Source organism: Swaminathania salitolerans (genome assembly GCF_007988945.1).
GTDB classification, from domain to species: Bacteria; Pseudomonadota; Alphaproteobacteria; order Acetobacterales; family Acetobacteraceae; genus Swaminathania; species Swaminathania salitolerans.
The window spans coordinates 181,974-206,469 of the sequence record NZ_BJVC01000005.1 but is presented as its reverse complement, the minus strand read 5'-3'; the positions used below and the strand labels follow the sequence as shown (position 1 = coordinate 206,469).

30 protein-coding genes are annotated in these 24,496 nt (G+C 62.1%); all 30 read right to left on the bottom strand.

Annotated features, from left to right (window positions below; all coding sequences use genetic code 11):
- Position 1: 1 nt before the first annotated feature.
- Entirely contained in the window at positions 2–187 is a 186-nt protein-coding gene (gene rpmD / locus SSA02_RS10990) for a 50S ribosomal protein L30 (protein WP_222591077.1), read from the bottom strand.
- The gene (gene rpsE, locus SSA02_RS10985; RefSeq protein ID WP_147094117.1) at positions 180–761 is read right to left on the bottom strand and encodes a 30S ribosomal protein S5; all 582 of its coding nucleotides are present in this window, start codon (positions 759–761) and stop codon (positions 180–182) included. The genes rpmD and rpsE overlap by 8 nt, the downstream gene beginning before the upstream one ends.
- A 13-nt stretch (positions 762–774) precedes the next feature.
- Positions 775–1,137 carry a 50S ribosomal protein L18 gene (gene rplR, locus SSA02_RS10980; RefSeq protein WP_147094116.1) on the bottom strand — a complete coding sequence of 121 codons (363 nt, stop codon included), beginning with the start codon at positions 1,135–1,137 and terminating at the stop codon, positions 775–777.
- Positions 1,137–1,673, bottom strand: coding sequence for a 50S ribosomal protein L6 (gene rplF / locus SSA02_RS10975; RefSeq protein WP_147094115.1), 537 nt, complete (start codon positions 1,671–1,673; stop codon positions 1,137–1,139). The genes rplR and rplF overlap by 1 nt, the downstream gene beginning before the upstream one ends.
- Before the next feature lie 10 nt (positions 1,674–1,683).
- Positions 1,684–2,082 (bottom strand): 30S ribosomal protein S8, encoded by a 399-nt coding sequence (rpsH, locus tag SSA02_RS10970; RefSeq protein WP_023978990.1) that lies wholly within the window; start codon positions 2,080–2,082, stop codon positions 1,684–1,686.
- Positions 2,083–2,093: 11 nt separating this feature from the next.
- Positions 2,094–2,399: a 30S ribosomal protein S14 gene (gene rpsN, locus SSA02_RS10965; RefSeq protein ID WP_147094114.1), complete on the bottom strand. Its 306-nt coding sequence runs from the start codon at positions 2,397–2,399 to the stop codon at positions 2,094–2,096.
- Between the two features lie 115 nt (positions 2,400–2,514).
- The gene (gene rplE / locus SSA02_RS10960) at positions 2,515–3,081 is read right to left on the bottom strand and encodes a 50S ribosomal protein L5 (RefSeq protein ID WP_147094113.1); all 567 of its coding nucleotides are present in this window, start codon (positions 3,079–3,081) and stop codon (positions 2,515–2,517) included.
- Between the two features lie 9 nt (positions 3,082–3,090).
- Positions 3,091–3,411 (bottom strand): 50S ribosomal protein L24, encoded by a 321-nt coding sequence (gene rplX, locus SSA02_RS10955; RefSeq protein WP_147094112.1) that lies wholly within the window; start codon positions 3,409–3,411, stop codon positions 3,091–3,093.
- Positions 3,411–3,779: a 50S ribosomal protein L14 gene (gene rplN, locus SSA02_RS10950; RefSeq protein WP_023978994.1), complete on the bottom strand. Its 369-nt coding sequence runs from the start codon at positions 3,777–3,779 to the stop codon at positions 3,411–3,413. The genes rplX and rplN overlap by 1 nt, the downstream gene beginning before the upstream one ends.
- 14 nt (positions 3,780–3,793) lie before the next feature.
- The gene (gene rpsQ, locus SSA02_RS10945; RefSeq protein WP_147094111.1) at positions 3,794–4,078 is read right to left on the bottom strand and encodes a 30S ribosomal protein S17; all 285 of its coding nucleotides are present in this window, start codon (positions 4,076–4,078) and stop codon (positions 3,794–3,796) included.
- 13 nt (positions 4,079–4,091) lie between these two features.
- Positions 4,092–4,325: a 50S ribosomal protein L29 gene (gene rpmC, locus SSA02_RS10940; RefSeq protein ID WP_147094110.1), complete on the bottom strand. Its 234-nt coding sequence runs from the start codon at positions 4,323–4,325 to the stop codon at positions 4,092–4,094.
- A 2-nt stretch (positions 4,326–4,327) separates the two neighbouring features.
- Entirely contained in the window at positions 4,328–4,744 is a 417-nt protein-coding gene (rplP, locus tag SSA02_RS10935; RefSeq protein WP_023978997.1) for a 50S ribosomal protein L16, read from the bottom strand.
- 47 nt (positions 4,745–4,791) lie between these two features.
- Positions 4,792–5,469: a 30S ribosomal protein S3 gene (gene rpsC, locus SSA02_RS10930; protein WP_023978998.1), complete on the bottom strand. Its 678-nt coding sequence runs from the start codon at positions 5,467–5,469 to the stop codon at positions 4,792–4,794.
- A 1-nt stretch (position 5,470) separates the two neighbouring features.
- Positions 5,471–5,902 carry a 50S ribosomal protein L22 gene (gene rplV, locus SSA02_RS10925; RefSeq protein WP_147094109.1) on the bottom strand — a complete coding sequence of 144 codons (432 nt, stop codon included), beginning with the start codon at positions 5,900–5,902 and terminating at the stop codon, positions 5,471–5,473.
- A gap of 2 nt (positions 5,903–5,904) precedes the next feature.
- Positions 5,905–6,183: a 30S ribosomal protein S19 gene (rpsS, locus tag SSA02_RS10920; RefSeq protein ID WP_023979000.1), complete on the bottom strand. Its 279-nt coding sequence runs from the start codon at positions 6,181–6,183 to the stop codon at positions 5,905–5,907.
- 17 nt (positions 6,184–6,200) lie between these two features.
- On the bottom strand, positions 6,201–7,031 hold the full coding sequence (gene rplB, locus SSA02_RS10915; protein ID WP_147094108.1) for a 50S ribosomal protein L2: 831 nt from the start codon (positions 7,029–7,031) through the stop codon (positions 6,201–6,203).
- 16 nt (positions 7,032–7,047) lie between these two features.
- Positions 7,048–7,344, bottom strand: a complete 297-nt coding sequence (locus tag SSA02_RS10910; protein WP_186807771.1) for a 50S ribosomal protein L23 — start codon at positions 7,342–7,344, stop codon at positions 7,048–7,050.
- A gap of 41 nt (positions 7,345–7,385) precedes the next feature.
- Positions 7,386–8,000 (bottom strand): 50S ribosomal protein L4, encoded by a 615-nt coding sequence (rplD, locus tag SSA02_RS10905; protein ID WP_147094106.1) that lies wholly within the window; start codon positions 7,998–8,000, stop codon positions 7,386–7,388.
- A 12-nt stretch (positions 8,001–8,012) separates the two neighbouring features.
- On the bottom strand, positions 8,013–8,696 hold the full coding sequence (rplC, locus tag SSA02_RS10900) for a 50S ribosomal protein L3 (RefSeq protein ID WP_147094105.1): 684 nt from the start codon (positions 8,694–8,696) through the stop codon (positions 8,013–8,015).
- A 10-nt stretch (positions 8,697–8,706) separates the two neighbouring features.
- Entirely contained in the window at positions 8,707–9,015 is a 309-nt protein-coding gene (rpsJ, locus tag SSA02_RS10895; protein ID WP_007282720.1) for a 30S ribosomal protein S10, read from the bottom strand.
- A gap of 123 nt (positions 9,016–9,138) precedes the next feature.
- A complete protein-coding gene (gene tuf / locus SSA02_RS10890; RefSeq protein ID WP_147094158.1) occupies positions 9,139–10,329 on the bottom strand; it encodes an elongation factor Tu in 1,191 nt (396 codons plus the stop codon).
- Positions 10,330–10,431: 102 nt separating this feature from the next.
- The gene (rpsG, locus tag SSA02_RS10885; protein WP_147094104.1) at positions 10,432–10,908 is read right to left on the bottom strand and encodes a 30S ribosomal protein S7; all 477 of its coding nucleotides are present in this window, start codon (positions 10,906–10,908) and stop codon (positions 10,432–10,434) included.
- Positions 10,909–10,922: 14 nt separating this feature from the next.
- On the bottom strand, positions 10,923–11,294 hold the full coding sequence (gene rpsL, locus SSA02_RS10880) for a 30S ribosomal protein S12 (RefSeq protein ID WP_023979007.1): 372 nt from the start codon (positions 11,292–11,294) through the stop codon (positions 10,923–10,925).
- A gap of 367 nt (positions 11,295–11,661) precedes the next feature.
- Positions 11,662–15,912 (bottom strand): DNA-directed RNA polymerase subunit beta', encoded by a 4,251-nt coding sequence (gene rpoC / locus SSA02_RS10875; protein ID WP_147094103.1) that lies wholly within the window; start codon positions 15,910–15,912, stop codon positions 11,662–11,664.
- An 88-nt stretch (positions 15,913–16,000) separates the two neighbouring features.
- Complete coding sequence (gene rpoB / locus SSA02_RS10870; protein ID WP_147094102.1) at positions 16,001–20,176, bottom strand: DNA-directed RNA polymerase subunit beta; 4,176 nt, start codon at positions 20,174–20,176, stop codon at positions 16,001–16,003.
- 238 nt (positions 20,177–20,414) lie between these two features.
- Positions 20,415–20,789, bottom strand: coding sequence for a 50S ribosomal protein L7/L12 (gene rplL / locus SSA02_RS10865; RefSeq protein WP_147094101.1), 375 nt, complete (start codon positions 20,787–20,789; stop codon positions 20,415–20,417).
- A 78-nt stretch (positions 20,790–20,867) separates the two neighbouring features.
- Complete coding sequence (gene rplJ, locus SSA02_RS10860) at positions 20,868–21,386, bottom strand: 50S ribosomal protein L10 (RefSeq protein ID WP_147094157.1); 519 nt, start codon at positions 21,384–21,386, stop codon at positions 20,868–20,870.
- 293 nt (positions 21,387–21,679) lie between these two features.
- Positions 21,680–22,372, bottom strand: a complete 693-nt coding sequence (gene rplA / locus SSA02_RS10855; RefSeq protein ID WP_147094100.1) for a 50S ribosomal protein L1 — start codon at positions 22,370–22,372, stop codon at positions 21,680–21,682.
- A gap of 4 nt (positions 22,373–22,376) precedes the next feature.
- Positions 22,377–22,811 carry a 50S ribosomal protein L11 gene (gene rplK, locus SSA02_RS10850; protein WP_147094099.1) on the bottom strand — a complete coding sequence of 145 codons (435 nt, stop codon included), beginning with the start codon at positions 22,809–22,811 and terminating at the stop codon, positions 22,377–22,379.
- A 104-nt stretch (positions 22,812–22,915) separates the two neighbouring features.
- The gene (locus tag SSA02_RS10845; protein ID WP_246103863.1) at positions 22,916–24,490 is read right to left on the bottom strand and encodes an efflux transporter outer membrane subunit; all 1,575 of its coding nucleotides are present in this window, start codon (positions 24,488–24,490) and stop codon (positions 22,916–22,918) included.
- Between the last annotated feature and the right edge of the window lie 6 nt (positions 24,491–24,496).

Sequence of the window (24,496 nt, the reverse complement as noted above, 5' to 3'; positions counted from 1 at the left end):
ATCAACCCTCCACCTGGATGAGGTGGGCAACCTTGCGGATCATGCCACGAACCGAAGGGGTGTCCTCCAGCTCGCGCACGGTGCCGATGCCGCGCAGGCCGAGACCGATCAGGGTCTCCGCCTGGCCGGGCTTGCGCCCGATAGCCGACGCGATCTGCTTGACGCGAACAGTCTTGTTCTCAGCCATTGACCGCCTCCGCTGCCTCTTCAGAGGCGACATCGCGCTTGGCGAACAGTTCGGACGCCTTCTTGCCACGACGGCTCGCGACAGCGCGGGGGCTGCTGCAGCGCTCGAGCGCGGCGAATGTCGCCTTCACCATGTTGTGCGGGTTACGGGTCCCGAGGGACTTCGCAACCACGTCATTGACGCCCAGCGATTCGAAAACCGCGCGCATCGGGCCACCAGCGATGATACCCGTACCGGCTTCGGCTGCACGGACCACGACCTTGCCGGCACCGAAATGCCCGTAGGAATCGTGATGAAGCGTGCGACCTTCCTTCATCGGAACGCGGATCATGGTGCGCTTTGCGCGCTCCGTCGCCTTGCGGATCGCTTCGGGGACTTCCCGGGCCTTGCCCGCGCCGTAACCGACGCGACCCTTCTGGTCGCCAACCACAACCAGGGCAGCAAAGGCGAAACGACGTCCACCCTTGACCACCTTGGCAACGCGGTTGATCGTTACCAGCTTGTCGACCAGATCGTCGCCTTCGCGTTCCCGCTCGCGACCACCACGGCCGCCTTCTCTTGGCTCACGTGCCATGTGTGATCCTTCCTTAGAACGAAAGGCCGCCCTCGCGGGCAGCTTCGGCCAGCGCCTTGACGCGGCCATGATAGAGATAGGCACCGCGATCGAAGACGACAGCCTTCACACCGGCGGCAACGGCGCGCTCCGCGACCAGCTTGCCGACAACGGAAGCCGCCTCGACATTCGCGCCGGTCTTGCCGACATCGCGCAGAGCCTTTTCGAGAGTCGACGCGCTTGCAAGGGTACGACCCTGCGCATCGTCGATCACCTGGGCGTAGATGTTCTTGCCAGAACGGAAGACCGACAGACGCGGCCGGCCACCGCTCTTGCGGCGAAGCTGGAAGCGAAGCCGCTGACGGCGCCGTTCCTGCAATCCATGCTGCGTAGCCATTATTTCTTCTTGCCTTCCTTACGACGGAGAACTTCGGTCTCGTAACGCACGCCCTTGCCCTTGTAGGGTTCCGGCTTGCGGAAGCTGCGGATATCGAGAGCGACCTGACCCACGCGCTGCTTGTCGTTCCCTTCGACCGTGATGGCCGTGGGACGAGGCGTCGTGATCTTCACGTCAGCGGGAATCGGATAGACGACATCATGGGAATACCCAAGATTCATCACCAGATTCGATCCTTGGATACTGGCGCGGAAACCGGTGCCGGTGATCTCGAGAGTCTTGGTGAAGCCTTCGGAGACACCCTTGACGAGATTCGCGACGATGGCGCGGGTCGTGCCCCACATCGTCCAGGTCTCGCGCGAGCGGTTGCCGAGGGGACGGACAGAAACCTTGCCATCCTCGACCTTGGCTTCCACGAAACGCGAGAGCGGCATGCTCAGCGAGCCGCGCTTGCCCTTGGCCGTGAGAGAGCCGTTGGCGATGGAGATTTCCACACCCGACGGGATGGCGACAGGATACTTGCCTACTCGTGACATGGGATCCTCCTTAGAAGACGCGGCAGAGGACTTCGCCACCGACATTCGCGGCGCGAGCCTCGATATCCGAAAGGATACCGCGCGGGGTGGACAGGATCGACACGCCGAGACCGGCATAAACCCGCGGCAGCTCCTTGATCTTGGAATACACGCGACGGCCCGGCTTGGACACGCGGTGGATTTCCTTGATCACGGGCTGGCCGTCGGCATATTTCAGCTCGATGCGCAGCTGGGAGACGCCGGCGCGCAGCTCTTCCGTGGTGTAGCCACGGATATAGCCTTCGCGACGAAGCGCTTCCAGAACGTTCGCACGCAGCTTCGAAGCCGGTGCGATGCAAGCCGCGTGACGTGCACGCTGGGCATTGCGAATGCGGGTGAGCATATCACCCAACGGATCGGACAGGGACATTCGCTTCTACCTTACCAGCTCGACTTGACCATACCGGGGATCTGGCCGGTGGAGGCCAGGTCGCGCAGCGCGATACGGCTCAGCTCGAACTTGCGATAGTTCGCGCGGGGACGTCCCGAAACCTTGCAACGCAGACGGAAACGAACGCGCGACCCGTTGCGCGGCATTTCTGCCAGCTTCAGGGTTGCGTCGAAACGCTCCTCTACCGGAAGGCTCCGGTCCTTGATGATATCTTTCAACGCGGTCCGCTTCGCCTTGTCGCGCTGCGCCATATAGGCGCGCTTGGCGTTGCGGTTCACGGCGGAGATTTTTGCCATGCTAAATCTTCTCCCGGAACCTGTCGGGCCAATCCCAACGGTTTTCCAAACAGCGTGTGTATATAGGGAGCCGGGCTCCCTTTGAAAAGGAAAAAACCCGGCTCAACCCGATAAATCAGGCAGTGAAGGGCAGATCGAACGCCTTGAGGAGCGCTTTTGCCTCTTCATCGCTCTTCGCCGTGGTGACGAAGATGATGTCCATGCCGCGTACGGAGTCGATCTTGTCGTAGTCGATTTCCGGGAACACGATCTGTTCCTTGATGCCCATGGCGAAGTTGCCACGGCCGTCAAAGCCCTTGTTGGCGGGCAGACCGCGGAAGTCGCGGATGCGCGGCATCGCGATCGTCACGAGACGATCGAGGAATTCGTACATACGCGTGCGACGCAGGGTCACCTTGCAGCCGATCGGCAGGCCTTCACGGATCTTGAACCCGGCGATCGCCTTGCGGGCGACGGTCTTGACGGGCTTCTGACCGGAGATGGCAGCCATTTCGGCAACGGCGGCATCGAGCTTCTTCTGGTCGCCGGCGGCTTCGCCAACGCCCATGTTCAGCACGATCTTTTCCAGCTTGGGGACCTGCATCGCGTTCTTGTAGCCAAACTGCTCGCGCAGCTGGTCACGCAGAACATCGTTATAACGCTGCTGCAGGCGGGGCTGGATGCGGGTAATGGTCTCGCTCATGGTCGCCCCTTAGCCTTCGATCACTTCGCCGGTCACCTTGGCGACACGGACCTTGCGGCCGTCCTCGAGCTGACGGAAACCGACACGGGTCGGCTTGCCGCTCTTAGGATCGACGAGCTTCAGGTTGGAGATATGAACCGGCATTTCCTTGGAGACGATGCCGCCTTCCTGGTTCATGCGGGTCGGCTTCTGGTGACGCTTTGCGACGGCAACGCCGCGCACGATCGCCTTTTCGACCTTGGGCAGAACGGCGAGAACCTCGCCACGCGTGCCGCGCGATGCGCCGGAAAGGACCAGAACCTGGTCACCCTTCTTGATACGAGCAGCCATTATAGCACCTCCGGAGCCAGGGAGATGATCTTCATGAACTTGCGCGCACGCAGTTCGCGGACCACCGGGCCAAAGATACGGGTGCCGATGGGCTCCATCGACTTGTTGATCAGCACAGCGGCATTCTTGTCGAAGCGGATGGCGCTGCCGTCAGCGCGACGGACGGGATAGGACGTGCGAACGATGACGGCCTGATGCACGTCACCCTTCTTCACCTTGCCGCGGGGAATCGCTTCCTTGACGGACACGACGATCACGTCGCCGACCGAGGCGGTCTTCCGCTTGGAACCGCCCAGCACCTTGATGCACTGCACCTGACGCGCGCCGGAATTGTCGGCCACGTCGAGATTGGTCTCGGGATGGATCATTTCTCAGTCCCCTCTTACGACGCTGACGCCTGGACGGGAGCCGCCGGAGCTGCCTCGAGGGCGGCGCCATTGCGGGTGACCACGGTCCAGGTCTTGCGCTTGGAAATCGGCGCGCATTCCTCGATGCGCACCGTGTCTCCGATCTTGCACTCGTTCAGCTCGTCATGCGCCGCATACTTCTTGGAACGACGAATGAACTTCTTATAGAGCGGGTGCATGATACGACGATCGACAAGGACGGTAACCGTCTTGTCCATCTTGTCGCTCGTCACTCGCCCTGTCAGGACGCGCCTTGGCATCGTCCGTCTCCTCTCAGGACTCTGCGGCGGACGTTTTTGCGCCCGCCTTGTTCTTCGATTGATGCGCCACCGTCTTGATGCGAGCAATCGCACGACGGAGAACGCGAACACGTCCGACTCCCTCGGTCTGTCCCGTTGCAGCCTGGAACCGGAGGTTCAGCTGCTCACGCTTCAGATCCAGAAGAAGGGCATCGAGTTCATCGGCGGATTTGGCGCGCAGATCGGCAACCTTGTAAGCGTCTGCCATGATCAAGCCTCCCCGATCCGGGTGATGAACTTGGTCTTGATCGGCAGCTTCGCCGCACCAAGAGCCAGTGCCTCGCGCGCCACCTCGGGCGGCACGCCTTCGATTTCAAAAAGCACGCGACCGGGCTTCACACGCGCCACCCAGAATTCGGGCGAGCCCTTGCCGGAGCCCATGCGGACTTCGGCAGGCTTGGTGGAAACCGGCAGGTCCGGGAAAATCCGGATCCATACGCGACCGGCGCGCTTCATGGCGCGCGTGATGGCGCGACGGGAAGCCTCGATCTGGCGTGCCGTGATACGTTCGGGTTCGAGAGCCTTGAGGCCGAACGCGCCGAAATTCAACGTCGTTCCGCCCTTGGCCAACCCGTGAATGCGGCCCTTGTGGGCCTTGCGAAACTTAGTCCGCTTCGGGGAAAGCATGGTGTCGTATCCTCATGCGCCTCGCGGCGCTTGTCCTAATCTACTGCTCAGCGCTGCGGCGCTTGTTCCGCTGCACGACGGTCCTGAGCCATCGGATCATGGGCAAGGATTTCACCCTTGAAGATCCAGACCTTCACACCGCACGTACCATAGGTCGTCTTGGCAGTGGCGATACCGTAATCAATGTCGGCGCGCAACGTGTGAAGTGGCACGCGACCCTCGCGGTACCACTCGATGCGTGCGATTTCCGCACCACCGAGACGACCGGAGCAGTTGATACGAATGCCCTGTGCACCCAGACGCATGGCGGACTGGACCGCACGCTTCATCGCACGGCGGAAAGCCACACGACGCTCGAGCTGCTGCGCGATATTCTCGGCGACCAGGGTCGCGTCGATTTCGGGCTTGCGGATCTCGACGATGTTCAGTGCAACATCGGTCTTCGCCAGACGGCTCAGATCCTTGCGCAGCGCATCGATGTCCTGGCCCTTCTTGCCGATGACCACGCCCGGACGCGCTGCATAGATCGTGACGCGCGGCTTCTTGGCCGGACGCTCGATCACAACGCGGGAGACGCCTGCACCCGACAGCTTGCGGCGCAGATAGGCGCGCAGCATCAGGTCTTCATGAAGCAGACGGGAATAGTCGTTGCCGGCGTACCAGCGGCTATCCCAGGTGCGGTTAACGCCGAGCCGGAGCCCGATCGGATTGACTTTGTGTCCCATATCAGGCTGCCTTCTGCTCTGCTGCGTCCTTGCCCTTGCCCTTCGGCGCAGGCGCTTCATCTGCAGCGCGCTCGGCAACGACGATCTTCAGATGGCTGAAGAACTTCTCGATGCGCGAGGAACGACCACGGCCACGAGCGTGGAAACGCTTCATGACGATCGACTTGCCAACCTCGGCCGTCTTGACCACGAGCTGGTCGACATCGAGCTGATGATTGTTCTCTGCGTTGGCCACGGCGCTTTCCAGGGTCTTGCGAACCTGCTGCGCGATGCGGCGACGGGAGAACGTCAGCGCTGCGATTGCCTTGTCGGCCGGCTGGTTGCGGATCATCGCCGCAACCAGGTTGAGCTTGCGCGGGCTGACGCGGATGTTGCGGGCGATGGCCTGCGCTTCCGTATCAGCGAGAGTGCGAATGTGCTTCGGCTTGCTCATGATCAGCCCCGCTTCGACTTCTTGTCGGAAGCATGACCGGGGAACGTGCGCGTCGGCGAGAACTCACCGAACTTGTGCCCGACCATGTTTTCCGTCACCTGCACCGGCAGGAACTTGTGGCCATTATAAACGCCGAACGTGAGTCCGACGAACTGCGGCAGGATTGTAGAACGACGCGACCAGATCTTGATCACCTCATTGCGACCCGAAGCGCGCGATGCTTCGGCCTTGCCGAACAAGTACCCGTCAACGAACGGGCCCTTCCAGACGGAACGTGCCATCTCTGTTTGCCCCCTTCTTACTTGCCGGTCTTGCGGCGACGGATGATCAGGCTGTCCGTCTTCTTGTTAACACGAGTCTTGTAGCCCTTGGTCGGCTTGCCCCACGGCGTAACCGGATGACGACCGCCCGAAGTGCGACCTTCACCACCACCATGCGGATGGTCGACCGGGTTCATGACGACGCCACGGTTATGCGGACGACGACCGAGCCAGCGGTTGCGACCGGCCTTGCCGAGATGCTGGTTCATGTTGTCGGGGTTCGAAACCGCGCCAACAGTGGCCATGCATTCGCCGCGAACGAGACGCAGCTCGCCCGACTGCAGCTTGATCTGGGCATAGCCCGCATCCTTGCCGACCAGCTGGGCATAGTTGCCGGCCGAACGTGCGATCTTGCCGCCAGCACCGGGCTTCAGCTCGATGTTGTGCACGATCGTACCGACAGGCATCGCGCCCAGCGGCATGGCATTGCCCGGCTTCACGTCGGTACGCTCACCGGCCACGACCTGATCGCCCACCTTCACGCGCTGCGGCGCCAGGATATAGGCGAGTTCGCCGTCCTCATACTTGATGAGGGCGATGAACGCGGTGCGGTTCGGGTCGTATTCCAGACGCTCCACCGTGCCGATGACACCGAACTTGCGGCGCTTGAAATCGACATAGCGATAGGACTGCTTGTGCCCGCCGCCACGGAAACGCGACGTGGTGCGACCGTGATTGTTGCGACCGCCGGACTTGTTCTTGCCCTCGGTCAGCTGCTTGACCGGCTTGCCCTTGTAGAGCTCGCTGCGGTCGATCAGGACCGTGCCACGCGTGCTCGGCGTCGTGGGATTAAAGTGCTTGAGTGCCATGGTATCCTATCCCGCGTCAGCCCAGCTTCGCGGTGAGGTCAATGGACTGACCTTCCGCAAGCTGAACATACGCCTTCTTGATGTCCGAGCGGCGACCGGGACGGCCCTTGACCATCTTGGTCTTGCCCTTCTGCACCAGCGTGTTGACGGACACGACCTTGACGCCGAACAGCGTCTCGACCGCAACCTTGATTTCCGGCTTCGCGGCGGTCATCGCCACGCGGAAAACAACCTGGTTGCGCTCGGAGAGGGTCGTCGCCTTCTCGGTGATGATGGGCGCACGGACGATGTCGAACATCGTCTCGCGCGTCATGCGCTGCGCCTTCGTGCGGCGCGCAAGAACGTTGCCAGCGGTCATGCCAGGCGCTCCTTGAGACCCTCGAGTCCAGCGCGCGTCAGCACGAGAACGTCGTGGTTCAGAATGTCATACACATTGGCGCCGATCGTCGGCAGCACATCGATGCGGGGCAGGTTGCGCACGGCGCGACCGAAAGCCACATCGACGGCTCCGTCAACGATCAGGGCGGAGGACCAGCCCAGCGCGGCCAGCTTCGCAGCGGCTTCGCGGGTCTTGGTCACACCGGCGGCCTGATCGATCACGATCAGCTTGCCAGCGGCGGCCTTCTGCGAAAGCGCAGAGATCAGGCCGAGGCGACGCACCTTCTTGGGGAGGTCATAGCCGTGATCGCGAACGACCGGACCATGAACCACGCCACCCGTACGGAACTGCGGTGCGCGCAGCGAGCCCTGACGAGCCGAACCCGTGCCCTTCTGGCGGTACGGCTTCTTGGTCGTGCCGGAGATCTCGCCCATACCCTTGGTACGGTGCGTTCCCGCGCGACGCTTCGCCAGCTGCCAGTGCACGACGCGTGCCATGATGTCCGTACGCGGTGTCGCGCCGAACAGCTCCTCTGGCAGGGTCACCGTTCCGGCGCTGCCATTATCGAGGGTTTTGATATCGTATTCCATCGCCCTCAGTCCTTAACCGGCGGCCGCCGCAGTCGCTGCCGGATACGGCGCATCTGCATGGCGAGCCTTCTTGATCGCATCGCGGATCAACACGAGGCCATTCTTGGCACCCGGAATCGAACCACGAACCATGATCAGGTTGCGTTCGACATCAACGGCTGCCACTTCGAGGTTCAGCGTCGTGACGCGCTCGTCACCCATGTGACCGGCCATCTTCTTGCCCTTGAAGACCTTGCCCGGATCCTGGCGCTGACCCGTCGAACCATGCGAACGATGACTGATGGACACGCCGTGGGTGGCTTCAAGACCAGCGAAGTTCCAGCGCTTCATGACGCCGGCGAAGCCCTTGCCCTTGCTGGTGCCGGTGACATCGACCTTCTGGCCGACGACGAAATGGTTGGCCGACAGCTTCGTTCCTGCCTCGAGCACGGCGTCTTCCGCCACGCGAAACTCCACGAGATTCTGCTTCGGCTCCACCTTGGTGCGAGCATAATGGCCACGCATGGGCTTGGTGACGTTCTTCACCTTCGCCTTGCCGAGTCCGATCTGCACTGCGGAATAGCCATCACGCTCCTGCGTGCGGGCATCCACCACCTCGACCTCGTCGAGATGCAGCACTGTGACCGGCACATGTGTGCCATCTTCCTTGAACAGCCGGGTCATACCCAGCTTCTTTGCGATCAATCCGGTACGCATCGTCTGGACCTTAAAGTTTGATCTCGACATCAACGCCAGCGGCGAGGTCGAGCTTCATGAGGGCGTCCACGGTCTGCGGTGTTGGCTCGACGATGTCGAGCAGGCGGCGATGAGTCCGAATCTCGAACTGCTCGCGGCTTTTCTTGTCCACATGTGGGGAACGGTTCACGGTGAACCGCTCGATATGCGTCGGTAGCGGGATAGGACCCCGAACCCGCGCACCCGTACGCTTCGCCGTGTTTACGATTTCCTTCGTGCTGTTGTCGAGCACGCGATGATCGTACGCCTTCAGGCGAATGCGGATGTTCTGGTTGTCCATCTTACCAATCGTCCAACTCAATGGGGTTCGGGTACTACCCTGCTCCCTTCTGGACCCTTCGAAAGCCAACCCCGGTCGGATCTCTCCGACCGGGGCCCGCAAGATCAGGGTCCGTGCTTACAATCAGGCGCTGATCGAGGAGACCACGCCTGCACCGACGGTACGACCGCCTTCACGGATAGCGAAGCGGAGACCTTCGTCCATGGCGATCGGAGCGATGAGCTCGACATCCATGGCAACGTTGTCGCCCGGCATGACCATTTCCGTGCCTTCCGGCAGCTGAACGACGCCCGTGACGTCGGTGGTGCGGAAATAGAACTGAGGACGATAGTTTGTAAAGAACGGAGTGTGACGTCCGCCTTCTTCCTTCGTCAGGATGTATGCCTCAGCCTTGAACTTCTTGTGCGGGGTGATCGAACCCGGCTTGGCCAGAACCTGACCGCGCTCGACGTCTTCACGCTTCGTGCCACGAACCAGGGCACCGATGTTGTCACCAGCCTCTCCGCGATCGAGCAGCTTGCGGAACATCTCGACGCCCGTGACGGTCGTCTTGACGGTGTCGCGCAGACCCACGATCTCGACTTCGTCACCCACGTTCACGACGCCGCGCTCGACGCGACCCGTGACGACCGTGCCGCGACCGGAGATCGAGAACACGTCTTCGATCGGCATCAGGAACGGACGGTCAACCGGACGCTCCGGCTGCGGGATGTAGGTGTCGACAGCTTCCATCAGCTCGAGCACGCGGTCTTCGCCGATCGCGGCATCGCCGTCTTCGAGCGTGACCAGGGCCGAACCCTTGATGATGGGGATATCGTCGCCGGGGAACTGGTAGGACGAGAGAAGCTCGCGGACTTCCATCTCGACCAGCTCGAGCAGCTCGGCGTCGTCGACCTGATCGACCTTGTTCAGGAACACGACCAGCGCCGGAACGCCGACCTGACGTGCGAGCAGGATGTGCTCACGCGTCTGGGGCATCGGGCCGTCAGCAGCAGAAACCACCAGGATCGCGCCGTCCATCTGGGCGGCACCGGTGATCATGTTCTTGACGTAGTCGGCGTGACCCGGGCAGTCGACGTGAGCGTAGTGACGGTTCTGCGTCTCATACTCGACGTGAGCGGTGGAGATCGTGATGCCGCGTGCGCGCTCTTCGGGAGCCGCATCGATCATGTCGTAGGCGCGATAGGTCGCACCGCCGGTCTTGGCGAGCGTCTTCGTGATCGCAGCCGTCAGTGAGGTCTTGCCATGGTCAACGTGACCGATGGTGCCGATGTTGCAGTGCGGCTTCGTCCGCTCAAATTTAGCCTTAGCCATCATTCTCTCCATAACCCACCGCCGAAGGTGCGGCGGGGAAGATTGCTAATTCGTACCGGGACCCCGAAAGGGATCCCGGGGAAACCGGTTAGCCTGTAAAGCTTACCAACGATAGTGGCTGAACGCTTTATTCGCTTCAGCCATGCGATGCGTGTCTTCGCGCTTCTTGACGGCGGAGCCGCGATTGTTGATCGCGTCCATCAGCTCGTTGGAAAGGCGTTCCTGCATCGTGTTCTCACCGCGCTTGCGCGAGGCGTCGATCAGCCAGCGGATCGCGAGAGCCTGACGGCGCTCGGCGCGGACTTCGACGGGGACCTGATAGGTCGCACCGCCGACACGGCGGGAGCGGACCTCTACGGCCGGCTTCACGTTGTCCAGAGCCGCATGGAACATGGCGACCGGATCTGCCGACGCACCGCCGCGGCGGGTGACGGAGTCCAGCGCACCATAGACGATGCCTTCTGCTGTGGACTTCTTGCCGTCGTACATCAGGGCGTTCATGAAACGCGTGATGACGACATCTCCGAATTTCGGATCGGGAAGGATCTCACGCTTTACAGCGCGATGACGGCGACTCATGCCTGAATTTCCTCTTACTTCGGACGCTTCGCGCCGTACAGCGAACGGCGCTGACGACGCTTGGCGATGCCCTGCGTGTCAAGCACGCCGCGCAGGATGTGATAACGCACACCCGGCAAATCTTTTACACGGCCGCCGCGGATCAGCACGACGCTGTGTTCCTGCAGGTTATGGCCTTCACCCGGAATGTAGCTGACGACCTCATACCCGTTGGTCAGGCGCACCTTTGCCACCTTACGCAGGGCCGAGTTCGGCTTTTTCGGGGTAACCGTATAGACGCGCGTGCAAACGCCGCGCTTCTGGGGGCAACCCTGAAGGGCCGGCACTTTATTCCGCTTGGCGGCAGGCTCGCGGCCTTTGGCGATCAACTGGTTGATGGTCGGCATACGCCCTTCCCGATCCTTGCTTTATGCCAGATCGGAGCCAAGGCCCGATCTGCTCGCTTCCAACAAAATTCAGCGCGCGACAGAATATCGCCCGCTTTCGACTCTTTCACTACCGGCCTGAGCCTCACCCGAAGGCGGCGGCACCGTTAGCGTTTGATGCTGTCTATCAACGGCTCAGACGCCTCTGGAGACGGGGGTAGCCGAGGGCGCGGACCCTATGACCGTTCCGGGGGGAAGTCAAGCATTGTCTAGGGTTATGCCCGATTCTCACCCGAATCCCGCTTCGAATCGCCGGATACGAAATCGGGCGGGTCATAGCCCGCCCGATCTCAAACGTAAACAGGTTTTTCCGGAGCCTCCGGCGTCCTCACTCCGCCGCGTCGTCGGTGACGCCGGGGGTGGCCCGACTGACCCGCTGACGGTCCTGAGAGGCCGCCATGGCACGCAGCTTGTTCATGACGCTGCCCGTGCCCGCCGGGATCAGACGACCGACGATCACGTTCTCCTTCAGCCCGTTCAGCGTATCGACCTTGCCGGCTGTCGCCGCCTCGGTCAGCACGCGCGTGGTCTCCTGGAAGGAGGCCGCCGAGATGAAGGACTGCGTCTGCAGCGAGGCCTTGGTGATGCCCTGCAGGATGGGCATGCCCCGTGCGGGTTCCTCGCCCATCTTGACGCGCTTCTCGTTCTCCACCTCGAACTCGATGCGGTCCACCGTCTCGCCGATCAGATAGGTGGTATCGCCCGGCTCCAGGATTTCGACCTTCTGCAGCATCTGGCGAACAATGACCTCGATATGCTTGTCATTGATCTTCACACCCTGGAGTCGATAGACGTCCTGGATTTCATTGACGAGATAATCGGACAGCGCCTCGACGCCCATGACCTTGAGAATGTCATGCGGCACGCGGGGCCCGTCGACCAGCGGATCGCCCTTCTGCACGAAGTCGCCTTCCTGCACCGAGACGTGCTTGCCCTTGGGAATGAGATAGTTGGTCTCTTCCCCGGTCTCGTCGTTCTTCACGATGATGCATCGCTTGGACTTGTAGTCCTTGCCGATCTCGATCCGGCCCTCGGTTTCCGCGATGATCGCGTGATCCTTCGGACGACGGGCCTCGAAAAGCTCGGCCACGCGCGGCAGACCGCCCGTAATGTCACGGGTCTTCGAGCCTTCGCGCGGGATACGCGCCAGCACGTCACCGGCATGGACCGTCGCGCCGTTCTCGATCGACAGAAGCGAATCGGGCGACAGGAAGTACCGTGCCTCGTTGCCGTTCGCGAGCTTGACGACGTTGCCGGCCGCATCCTTGAGCTGCAGACGCGGACGCAGATCCACACCCTTGCTGCCCTGCTTGTAGTCGACGACCACCTTCGAGGTCAGGCCCGTGACCTCGTCCATACGCTCGACGAGCGTGATGGAATCGATCAGGTCGAGATACTCGACCGTTCCCGCCTGCTCGGTGATGATCGGAAGGGTGTACGGATCCCACTCGGCCATCTTGAGACCGCGTGCGACAGTCTGCCCCTCGGTCACCATCAGACGCGCGCCGTAGGGAACGCGATAGCGCGCACGCTCGACACCCTTCTCATCCGTCAGCAGGATCTCGCAGTTACGCGACATCACGATGGGGATGTTCTGGCTGTTCTGCACCACGTTGCGATTGCGGATGGTCACCTTGCCGTCGCGCGAGGCCTCCACCATCGACTGCTCGGCACCGCGGGTCGCGGCACCGCCGATATGGAAGGTACGCATGGTGAGCTGCGTTCCCGGCTCGCCGATCGACTGCGCCGCGATGACGCCGACAGCCTCGCCGATATTGACCGGCGTGCCCCGGGCCAGATCGCGACCGTAGCAATGGCCGCAGACGCCGACGCGACTGTCGCAGGTCAGGACCGAACGGATCTGGACGCTTTCCACACCGGCCTTCTCGATGATCTCGGCTTCCGCTTCCTCGATCAGCGTGTTGCGCGGATAGAGAACCGCGCCATTCGCCGGATCGACGACATCGGCCGCGAGGGTACGCCCCAGGATCCGCTCGGAGAGCGAGGAGATGACCTCACCGCTATCCATGACCGCACGGATCGTCAGGCCACGCTCGGTGCCGCAATCGTTCTCGACGATGATGCAGTCCTGCGCCACGTCGACGAGACGACGCGTGAGGTAACCCGAGTTCGCCGTCTTCAGAGCCGTATCCGCGAGTCCCTTACGGGCGCCGTGGGTGGAGGTGAAGTAGTCGAGAACCGAAAGGCCTTCCTTGAAGTTCGCGATGATCGGCTGCTCGATGATCTCGCCCGACGGCTTGGCCATCAGACCGCGCATACCGGCGAGCTGCTTCATCTGGGCTGGCGACCCACGCGCACCGGAATGGCTCATCATCCAGACCGAGTTCGTCGGCTTGCCGATGACCTGACGCGAGATCTCCTTCATCATCGCGGCCTGGACTTCGTCCGTGCAGCGCGACCAGGCGTCGACCACCTTGTTGTAGCGCTCGCCGGCCGTGATCAGACCGTCCTGATACTGCTGCTCGAACTCCTTGATCTCGGCCTGCGTGCGCTCGACCAGCTCCTGCTTCTCGACCGGGATGATCATGTCATCCTTGCCGAAGGAGATACCGGCGCGCGCAGCGTGGCGGAAACCGAGGCCCATGAGACGGTCGCAGAAAATGACCGCTTCCTTCTGGCCGCAGTGACGATAAACCGCGTCGATCACGTCCGACACGTTCTTCTTGGTCAGCTGCTTGTTGACCAGCGAGAACGGGATGGCGGCGTTGCGCGGCAGGATCTGCGCGATCAGCGCGCGGCCCGGCGTGGTCAGCAGGGTCTGGCGGACGGACTTGCCGTCGGCATCCTGCGTTTCCATGCGCAGACGGATCTTGTCGTGCAGCTTGAGCGTGCCCTCGTTCATCGCGAGCTCGATCTCGGCCACCGACGCATAGGCGGACGGACCGGCCTTCACGAGACGCCCCTCTGCATCATACTCGGCCACATCGGGCGTCGTATGATATTCGGGAACCTCGAGGCTCAGATAGTACAAACCGAGCACGATATCCTGCGACGGCACGATGATCGACTTGCCGTTCGCGGGGCTGAGGATGTTGTTGGTCGACATCATCAGCACGCGGGCTTCGAGCTGCGCCTCGAGCGACAGCGGCACGTGAACGGCCATCTGGTCGCCGTCGAAATCGGCGTTGAACGCGGTGCAGACCAGCGGGTGCAGCTGGATCGCCTTGCCTTCGATCAGCACGGGCTCGAAGGCCTGGATGCCGAGACGGTGAAGGGTCGGGGCGCGGTTCAGCATCACGGGATGCTCGCGGATGACCTCTTCGAGGATATCCCAGACCTCCGGACGCTCCTTTTCCACCATGCGCTTGGCAGCCTTGTTGGTGGTGGCGTGACCGTATTTTTCCAGCTTGCTGTAGATGAAGGGCTTGAACAGCTCGAGCGCCATCTTCTTGGGCAGGCCGCACTGATGCAGCTTCAGCTCGGGTCCGACCACGATGACCGAACGGCCCGAATAGTCGACGCGCTTGCCGAGAAGGTTCTGACGGAAGCGGCCCTGCTTTCCCTTGAGCATGTCGGACAGCGACTTCAGCGGACGCTTGTTGGCACCCGTGATGGCGCGACCGCGACGGCCGTTATCGAACAGGGCGTCAACGGCCTCCTGCAACATGCGCTTTTCGTTGCGGACGATGATGTCCGGCGCACGCAGCTCGATCAGTCGCTTCAGTCGGTTGTTACGGTTGATCACGCGACGATAGAGATCGTTCAGATCGGACGTCGCGAAACGACCGCCATCCAGGGGCACGAGCGGACGCAGCTCGGGCGGGATCACTGGGACGAGGTCCAGGATCATCCATTCCGGACGCGAGCCGCTTTCGGCGAAGGCTTCGAACAGCTTCAGACGCTTGACGAGCTTCTTGCGCTTGGCCTCCGAAGTGGCTTCACGCAGGTCCTCGCGCAGCAGATCGCCGTCGGATTTGTCCTGGTCGCGACCGTCACGGTCGATCAGACCCGGACGATCGGTCTCGGTGGAGAGCAGACGCGCCTTCCACAGGATCTTCTTGACCGCCTCGGCGCCGATACCGACTTCCAGGCCTTCATCGGCATAGTCGTCCATGGCGTCGAAATACTGGTCTTCCGACAGCAGCGAATAGCGCTTGAACGGACTCGTGCCGGATTCGAGAACGATATAGCTCTCGAAATACAGGACCTTTTCGAGATCCTTCAGCGTGATGTCGATCATCGTCGCGATGCGGCTCGGCAGCGACTTCAGGAACCAGATATGCGCGACCGGCGAAGCCAGCTCGATATGACCCATGCGCTCGCGGCGCACCTTTGCGAGCGTGACTTCCACGCCGCATTTCTCGCACACGATGCCGCGGAACTTCATGCGCTTGTACTTGCCGCACAGGCATTCATAGTCCTTGATCGGACCGAAGATACGCGCACAGAACAGGCCGTCACGCTCGGGCTTGAACGTGCGGTAATTGATGGTCTCGGGCTTCTTGATCTCACCGTAAGACCAGGAGCGGATCTGCTCGGATGAAGCGAGCTGGATTTTGATCTGGTCGAAGGACTGGGTCTGGCCCGTCTGACCAAGGATCTTCATGAGTTCGTTCATGCGCCGAAATCCCATTTCACGGAGCGGGCCGGGAGACCGGCCGCGCCCGCGTTAGCAACAAACACGGAGAAGGCAGAGACAGAACGCATCAGATCGCGCTCTGCTCCAGATCGACATTCAGGCCGAGCGACTTCAGTTCCTTGATCAGAACGTTGAAGCTCTCGGGGATACCGGCTTCGAAATCGTCCTGCTCGCGCACAATGGCCTCATAGACCTTCGTACGGCCGGAAACGTCATCGGACTTGACCGTGAGCATTTCCTGCAGGGTGTAGGCGGCACCGTACGCTTCAAGAGCCCAGACTTCCATCTCACCGAAGCGCTGGCCACCGAACTGCGCCTTACCACCCAGCGGTTGCTGCGTGACGAGCGAGTACGGACCGATCGAACGGGCATGGATCTTGTCGTCGACAAGGTGATGCAGCTTCAGCATGTAGATGTAACCGACCGTGGTGCGACGCTCGAAAGCCTCGCCCGTACGACCGTCGATCAGCTGCGACTGGCCCGACTTGTCCACACCGGCCTTGACCAGCATGTCCTCGATATCGGGGATCGACGCACCGTCGAACACCGGGGTCGCGATCGGCACGCCCTTGCGGAGGTTACCGGTCAGCTCGAGAAGCTGCTCGTTCGGCAGGGTCGCGATATCGCTTTCGAACACCGCATCGCCATAGACGTCGCGCAGGCTCTCGAGCAGTTCGAGCTTGCGCTCGCCCGTGCGCTGGTAGTCATCGGCGATCTTGCCGATGTTCTGGCCGATATTGGCGCAGGCCCAGCCCAGATGGGTCTCGAGAATCTGACCGACATTCATGCGCGACGGCACGCCCAGCGGGTTCAGCACGAGATCGACCGGCGTGCCGTCCTCGAGGAACGGCATGTCCTCGACCGGCACGACGCGCGAGACGACACCCTTGTTACCGTGACGACCGGCCATCTTGTCACCCGGCTGAAGCTTGCGCTTCACCGCCACGAAGACCTTGACCATCTTCATCACGCCCGGCGGCAGCTCGTCGCCGCGCTGCAGCTTCTCGACCTTGCTGTCGAAACGGGCCTGGATCTTGCCGATGGCGGCGTCGTATTCGCGACGCAGCGTCTCCAGCTCGGACATGACGCTGTCATCGCTGACCGCGATATTGCGCCATGCGCCGCGCGGATGCTCGTCCAGAACCTCATCCGTGATAACGGTGCCCGCACGGATCCCCTTGAACCCGGCAGCCGCCGTCTGGTTTAGCAGGCGCTCACGCAGACGGTTGACGAAGCTGCGCTCCTGAATGGCGCGCTCGTCATCACGATCCTTGGTCAGACGCTCGATCTCTGCGCGCTCGATCGCCATGGCGCGCTCGTCCTTGTCCACGCCGCGACGTGAGAAGACGCGCACATCGACAATCGTGCCGCTCGTGCCCGGGGGCAGCTTGAGCGAGGTATCGCGAACGTCGGATGCCTTTTCACCGAAGATGGCGCGCAGAAGCTTCTCTTCCGGCGTCATCGGGCTCTCGCCCTTCGGCGTGACCTTGCCGATCAGGATATCGCCCGGATTCACCTCGGCGCCGACATAGACGATACCCGCCTCGTCGAGATTGCGCAGGGCTTCCTCGCCGACATTCGGAATGTCGCGGGTGATTTCTTCCTGACCCAGCTTGGTGTCACGGGCCATGACCTCGAATTCCTCGATATGGATCGAGGTGAACACGTCATCACGGGCGATACGCTCGGAGATGAGAATCGAGTCTTCGAAGTTGTAGCCGTTCCAGGGCATGAACGCGACGAGCACGTTGCGGCCCAGAGCCAGTTCGCCCAGCTCGGTGGACGGACCGTCGGCGATGATGTCACCGGCATGAACCGTGTCACCCACGCGCACCAGCGGACGCTGGTTGATGCAGGTGGACTGGTTGGAACGCATGTATTTGCGCAGGCGATAGATATCGACGCCCTGGGTCGAACCGGCCTCGTCGGTGGCGCGCACGACGATACGCGCACCGTCGATCTGGTCGATCACACCATTGCGCCTGGCAACGATGGTCGCACCCGAATCATGGGCCACGGCGGCTTCCATGCCCGTTCCGACCAGCGGCGCATCGGCGCGCACCAGCGGCACGGCCTGACGCTGCATGTTCGAGCCCATCAATGCGCGGTTGGCGTCATCGTTCTCGAGGAACGGAATGAGCGCAGCGGCGACCGAAACGAGCTGCTTGGGCGACACGTCGCAAGCCGTGACCTGCTCGGGCGGCACCAGGCGGAAGTCGCCCGAACGACGGACAGAGACCAGCTCGTCGGTCAGACGGCCCGTGCTCTTGTCCTGCGCGGCATCGGCCTGGGCAACGATCAGCTTGTCCTCTTCCATGGCGGAGAGGTATTTCCAGCCGGCCTGGAGCACGCCGTCCTGAACGAGGCGATACGGCGTCTCGATGAAGCCGTACTTGTTCACCTTGGCATAGGTCGAGAGCGAGTTGATCAGACCGATATTCGGCCCTTCAGGCGTCTCGATCGGGCAGATACGGCCGTAATGCGTCGGATGAACGTCACGGACTTCGAAGCCAGCGCGCTCGCGGGTCAGACCGCCCGGGCCGAGCGCCGAGAGACGACGCTTGTGCGTGACTTCGGAGAGCGGGTTGGTCTGGTCCATGAACTGGCTGAGCTGCGAGGAACCGAAGAACTCGCGCACGGCAGCAGCGGCAGGCTTTGCGTTGATCAGGTCATGCGGCATGACCGTATCGACATCGACCGAGCCCATACGCTCGCGAATGGCGCGCTCCATACGGAGCAGACCGACGCGATACTGGTTTTCCATCAGCTCGCCGACGGAGCGGACACGACGGTTGCCGAGATTGTCGATATCGTCGATCTGGCCGCGACCGTCCTTGAGCTCGCACATGATCTTGACGGTGCGCAGGATGTCTTCCTTGCGCAGCACGCGCATGGTGTCCGGCGCATCGACTTCCAGACGCATGTTCATCTTGACGCGCCCCACGGCCGAGAGGTCGTAGCGGTCGGCATCGAAGAACAGGCCCTGGAACATGGCTTCTGCCGTTTCCGGAGTCGGCGGCTCGCCGGGACGCATGATGCGATAGATATCGATCAGCGCTTCATCGCGGCGATTGTTCTTGTCCACGGCCAGCGTATTGCGGATCCAGGGACCGTGCGAGGAATCGACCGCGAGCATGGGCAGTTCGGTAACGCCCGATTCCTCGAGCGCCTCGAGACGCGCTTCGGTCAGCTCTTCGCCCGCTTCGGCGTAGATCTCGCCCGTATCCTCATTGACGAGATCCTGGGCGATGAAACGGCCCAGAAGATCGGCGCGGCCGACCAGCACGTCCTTCGTCGTTTCGGCGATCTTGCGGCACATGCGCGCCGTGAGCTTGGCATCGGCCTCGGCCACCACCTCGCCGGTATCGGCATCGTAAAGCGGCTCGAGCAGCTTGAGCCCGCGGAACGCCTCCGGGTCGAACGGACGCGCCCATCCCTTGGGCATGCGCGTGAAGGGCACGGTGCCGTAGAAATAGGCCAGGATCTCATCCTGATCCATGCCACGGACCGTCATCGACTCGACGTCGCCCCCTTCGGCGGCCTTCGCCGCGCGCGCTGCAATCGAATGCTCGCCCTCGAGCGCGTAGAGCAGGGTCGTGACCGGAAGCTTGCGCTTGCGATCGATACGCACATAGATCAGGTCCTTGGCATCGAACTCGAAGTCGAGCCACGAACCACGATACGGAATGACGCGGGCAGCGAAGAGATATTTGCCGGAAGAATGCGTCTTGCCCTTGTCGTGATCGAAGAACACGCCGGGGCTACGATGCATCTGGCTCACGATGACACGCTCGGTGCCATTGATGATGAATGTGCCGTTATCGGTCATGAGCGGCATGTCGCCCATATAGACCGGCTGTTCCTTGATATCGCGGATCGAGCGCGAGCCCGTATCCTCATCGACGTCCCAGACGATCAGACGCAGGATGACCTTCAGCGGCGCCGCGAAGGTCAGGCCGCGCTGGATGCACTCCTCGACATCGTATTTCGGCTCCTCGAGTTCATAGGAAACGAACTCGAGACGGCCACGTCCCGCAAAATCGTTGATCGGAAAGACCGACCGGAACACTTCCTGAAGACCCGTCTGCTGACGGCTGTCAGGCGCCACGTTCATCTGAAGGAACGTCTCATAGCTCGCGCGCTGCACGTCAATCAGGTTGGGCATCGGCGCGACTTCGGGAATCCGCCCGAAGCTCTTGCGAATCCGCTTGCGTCCTGTGAACGATTTGGTGATTGCGTTCATCTATCCCTGCCCTCTCGCACCAGACCTTCGGGTCGTCCACATGACAGGAAGACTGCCATGGCGGGCGACCGGAACGACCGGCACCGTGATTTCGTAAAGCTGTTGCGTGACAACCGGCCCTTATACAGGGTTTGTCCGCAACGGCAAATCGGGCGGAAACCCGGAAGGATTTCCGCCCTGACCTGTCTCAATCCACAACCGGCTTCGCGTGAAGGCGAAGCGCGGGTCGTGAGCTTGATTACTTGACTTCGACCTTGGCGCCGTTGTCTTCGAGCACCTTCTTGATCTTGGCGGCCTCGTCCTTGGACACGCCTTCCTTGACGGTCTTCGGAGCGCCTTCGACCAGGTCCTTGGCTTCCTTCAGACCCAGACCCGTGATACCACGGATTTCCTTGATCACGTTGATCTTCTTCTCGCCGGCTTCGGCGAGGATCACGGTGAACTCGGTCTGCTCTTCAGCAGGAGCAGCGGCAGCAGCCGGGCCAGCAGCAGCAACGGCAACCGGAGCAGCAGCGGAAACGCCCCACTTCTCTTCGAGCAGCTTCGAGAGTTCAGCGGCTTCGAGAACAGTCAGAGCGGACAGTTCGTCAACGATTTTGTTCAGATCGGCCATGATGATGGTCCTATATGGTAACTGGTTTTCGATTCACAACCCGCGCTCCTGAAGAGGAGCGGCGCTGCGTAAGACAATTCAGGCGGCTTCGCCGGTCTTGGCATAGGCGCCGAAGACGCGAGCAAGCTGGCCGGCCGGAGCCTGGACAACGCCTGCGATACGCGTAGCGGGGGTAGAAATCATACCCACCAGCTGCGCACGCAGTTCGTCCAGCGACGGCAGTGCGGCAAGAGCCTTGACACCATCCGCATTGAGCGTCTGGCTACCAAGGGCGCCACCGAGCACCACAAGCTTGTCGTTCGTCTTGGCGAACTCGACGATCACCTTCGCAACTGCAACCGGATCATCCGCCCACGCAAGCGCGGTCGGTCCCTTCAGCAGCGGAAGAATCCCGTCGAATTGGGTCCCATCCAGAGCGCGGCTGGCCAGCCGGTTTTTCGCAACCTTGTACGTCGCACCCGCCGCACGAACGCGTCGACGCAGCTCCGTCACATCAGCAACCGTCAGACCTTTGTTTTCGGTGACGACAACCATGGACGTGCTGTTGAACACGTTGGCGAGGAATTCGACGAAGGCCCGTTTTTCCTGACGGTCCAAATCCATTCTCCTCGTCAGTCCGGAAATTTTGGTTCCCGGACCGGGTTACCCATGGCACCTCCCCGAAACCGGGAAAGTACCGCTCGCCTGTCCATTCAATCGGAACCCAGCATTCCGGCAGGTTACCCTGCCCTGTCTGCTGGCGCCCCGTCTCCCGCTCGCGGATCCCTCTCAGGATCCCTTAGGCCGTTCCGTAAAACAGCACGCCCGGTCTCGGACAGGTTCGGAAGCGGGAGATAGTCTCCCGCCCCTGCGCCACCGCACGGCAAGACCGCGCGGTGTCATCTCTCAGATCAGGCCGTGAACGACGCCACGTCGACGCGCACGCCCGGGCCCATCGTGGAAGACAGGGCCGCCTTCTTCAGATAGGTGCCCTTGGCTCCCGTCGGACGCGCCTTCTGGACGGCATCGACCAGAGCCTTGATGTTCTCGACCAGCTTGCCTTCCTCGAAGGAGGCCTTGCCGACGCCGGCATGGATGATACCGGCCTTCTCGGCGCGGTATTCGACCTGGCCGGACTTGGCTGCCTGAACGGCACCCTTCACGTCCATGGTCACCGTGCCCAGACGGGGGTTCGGCATCAGACCGCGCGGGCCGAGGATCTTGCCCAGACGTCCGACCAGAGCCATCATGTCCGGGGTCGCGATGCAGCGATCGAACTCGATTTCACCGTTCTGGATCTTCTCGGCCAGATCTTCCGCACCGACGACTTCCGCACCGGCTGCCTTGGCTTCCTCAGCCTTGGGGCCACGGGCGAACACGCCAACGCGCAGGGTCTTGCCCGTGCCGTTCGGCAGCGAGATCAGACCGCGGACCATCTGGTCGGCGTGACGCGGGTCGATGCCGAGATTCAGCGAGATCTCGATCGTCTCGTCGAACTTCGCCTTCGCATTGCTCTTCACCAGAGCGACAGCTGCGTCGATGTCGTACATCTTCGCATCGTCTACCGTTGCGCGGGCCGCGTTCAGCCTCTTGTTCTTGGCCATTGGTTCAGCCCTCCACCACGTTCAGACCCATCGACTTCGCGGAGCCGGCGAGCATGCGCACGGCACCGTCAATATCGTTGGCGTTCATATCCTTGAACTTCTCGGCAGCGATCTCGCGCAGCTGCGCGGTCGTGACCGAACCGACAGCCGCAGCCTTGCCGACCGTCTGGCTGCCCTTGGAGATCTTGGCGGCCTTGAGCAGGAAGTAGGTGTTCGGCGGGGTCTTGGTGACGAAGCTGAACGTGCGATCCGCATAGGCCGTGATCACGACCGGAATCGGCATGCCGGGCTCGAGTGTCTGCGTCTTGGCGTTGAACTCCTTGCAGAACTGCATGATGTTCAGGCCGCGCTGACCCAGGGCCGGGCCGACCGGCGGAGACGGATTCGCCTTGCCTGCCGGGATCTGCAACTTGATGTAGCCAACGACTTTTTTGGCCATATCCGGGACTCCTTGATGGTTTGCCCGAACCGCGGTTCCAGTGAGGCACAAGCCGGGGCATTGCCCTGCACGACCTCTCCCGCGTTCCGAATGGGAGCGGCCCCTTAACGCTCCCGGGCGGGCACTGTCAAGCCTTTCGTGCCCGACTCCGCCGCGTTGTCGCCGCCCAGATCCAGGTCTCCGGGCCGCGTGCGTGTGTCCACGTCCCCCGCCGGACGGGGATGATGCAGCCCGTCATACTGCAATATCCCGAACGGGTTGATCGCCTTGACGGAAGGAAGCGCGGAGCGGTCCCACCCTCCGCCCAGAGCGCGGATCAGACGCACCGTCGCCTGCAGCTGGATCGTCTGGGCCTGAACGGCGTCGATCCGGGCGACGAGAGCGGCCTGCTGCGCCACCACGACATCGAGATAATTCGTCAGCCCTCCGGTATAGAGCGCCATGGTCATGCGCTGGGTACGCAGTGCGGCGTCGACCGCAGCGGCCTGCTGCTTCTGCTGATCGGAAAAGGCGCTGGTCTGGGACAGCCCGTCCTCGACATCCTGAAAGGCCGAGAGAATGGTCGCGCGATAGCGGTCGGCACTCTCGCGATATTGCGCCCATGCCCGTTGCAGGGCAGCCCGCCGCAACCCGCCTGTAAACAGCGGCTCGACCGCCTGTACGCCATAGCTCCAGAGCGAGTTCCCCAGACTGGCGAGGTCGAACCCATTATTCATGAAGCCGCCATTGAGGCTGAACGTCACATCCGGATAGAAGGCGGCCCGCGCCACGCCGATCGCGCGGCTGTTCGCGGCCAGATCGCGCTCGGCGGATGCGATATCGGGCCGGCGCTCGAGCAGCTGCGAAGGGAGGCCCGCAGGAACGCGCAAGGTCGCATAGGGCAGCACCTGATGATCGGTCGGAGCGATGTGGAAGCTGCCCGGCACCGTATTGACCAGAACCGCTATCGCGTGTTCCAGCACCTGACGCTGCGCCCTGACGTTGCTCTGTGCCGCCATCGTCGCGAAAAGCTGGTTTTCCGCACGCGAGACATCGAGCCCTGCCGCGATCGCCCCCGCCTGACGAAGGCGGGTGATCTTCACGGCCGTGCGATAGTACCGGATCGAATCGTCATAGACGACATATTGCGCGTCCAGCCCCCGCAGACCGAGATAGTTCGAGGCCAGTTCCGCCTCGAGCAGGAGCCGCAGATTGGCATAATCGGCCGCGCTCGCCTGGGCGAGATTCTTCTGCATGCGTGTCGTGTTGCGGATGCGCGAGAAGAAATCCGGCTCCCAGGTCGCGGCACCGCTATAGAAGACGCTCGATTCCGTAACGGGCGCGTTGGTCGACGTCCCGCGCCACAGGCGGGTGCGTGAGGTCTTGTTGTTCGACATACCGGCCGAACCGTTCAGCTGCGGCGCGAGCTGGGCCTCGGTCTCGCGCGCGATGTCGCGCGACTGCGTGAACGCTTCCGCCTGCGCCTGCAGATCCGGATTGGATGCCAGCATCTTCTCCTCGAGCGCATCGAGCGTCGGATCGTTGAAGACCTTCCACCATTTTCCCTTCGGAACGGCGTCGGCAGGCTTCCCGTCGACGAGAACCCCCTTGCCGCTCCAGCCATCGGGATAGATGAAATGCGGCGCCTCGTAACGCGGCGCGAGATCGCACCCGCTCAGAAGGGTCGCGGCAAGGAGCATCCCGCA